This window comes from Vibrio sp. 378 (genome assembly GCF_033339435.1).
In genome coordinates this window covers 1-804 of record NZ_JAWOUO010000374.1, presented here as the reverse complement: position 1 = coordinate 804, position 804 = coordinate 1, and the positions used below count along the sequence as shown (strand labels likewise).

The window sequence follows — 804 nt, the reverse complement described above, 5'->3', positions numbered from 1 at the left end:
AGCTGTACTCAGCCTCATAACTTGAACTTCCTAGAACGCCCTAATTATGAACCTAGTTGCAAATGCGATTTTTTGCCATTTTCAGGTGAGAGTAAAAGGTATGATTTTGTTTCGTATAAAGCTCAAGAGGGAGAGAGATAAAAACAGACAGAGCGAGTCCAATAGAATTCGAACTCGCGTCAGGAAGGCAATAGAGCGTGGCTAGTTGATGAAGGCAAGCAGGCGATAAAACCAAGTGACTTCACCGTAAGCAATCAAATCAAAGATGGTGAAGAAGATGACACAGATGATGGCCAATTTGACCAAGCGTTGAACTATAAACATCACAATTTCCTGTTGTTTTTTCGCAGTTTACTACGTCAACAGGCGAATGAAAAACGGATGCTTGTATCAAGGCGTGTTAAACAATCAACAAAATTTTTTGCAAAAAATGACGTGCTAGAAGCGCAGTTCTCTAAGCGATTGTACTATCTACTTTTTTATTAATTTACTGCTCGTTTTGCTTAAAAAGCAATCGGTTAACTCACTGTATAACCTAGATAAGCGAGCGAAAATGGATGTCGACAAGTTGGACGAGCATCAACTATTTCAAATATGATATGTCGTACACTTTTTTAAAACTAATACTTATAACTATTTTTTAATGCAAACACCTCGCTTGTTTAACTTAAATCTTCGCTACAAGACTGCCTTGTATTTCTCGCTCGGTCTGCTCGGGATGATAATTAGTTTTCTTTTTATCAGCCGATACTTTTTCCTGTACAGCTTAGATGAGTTGGAAAACATGGAAATTGACCACTCAAG

General features: G+C 37.9%; 1 protein-coding gene. It reads right to left on the bottom strand.

All coding sequences use genetic code 11. The features are described 5' to 3' along the window. Positions 1 to 201 precede the first annotated feature (201 nt). Complete coding sequence (locus R7Q48_RS26365; RefSeq protein WP_017447435.1) at positions 202 to 324, bottom strand: hypothetical protein; 123 nt, start codon at positions 322 to 324, stop codon at positions 202 to 204. Positions 325 to 804: the final 480 nt, after the last annotated feature.

Excerpts from the sequence above, each read along its gene's own strand:
- R7Q48_RS26365 (WP_017447435.1), bottom strand. The coding sequence starts at position 324 with ATGTTTATAGTTCAACGCTTGGTCAAATTGGCCATCATCTGTGTCATC.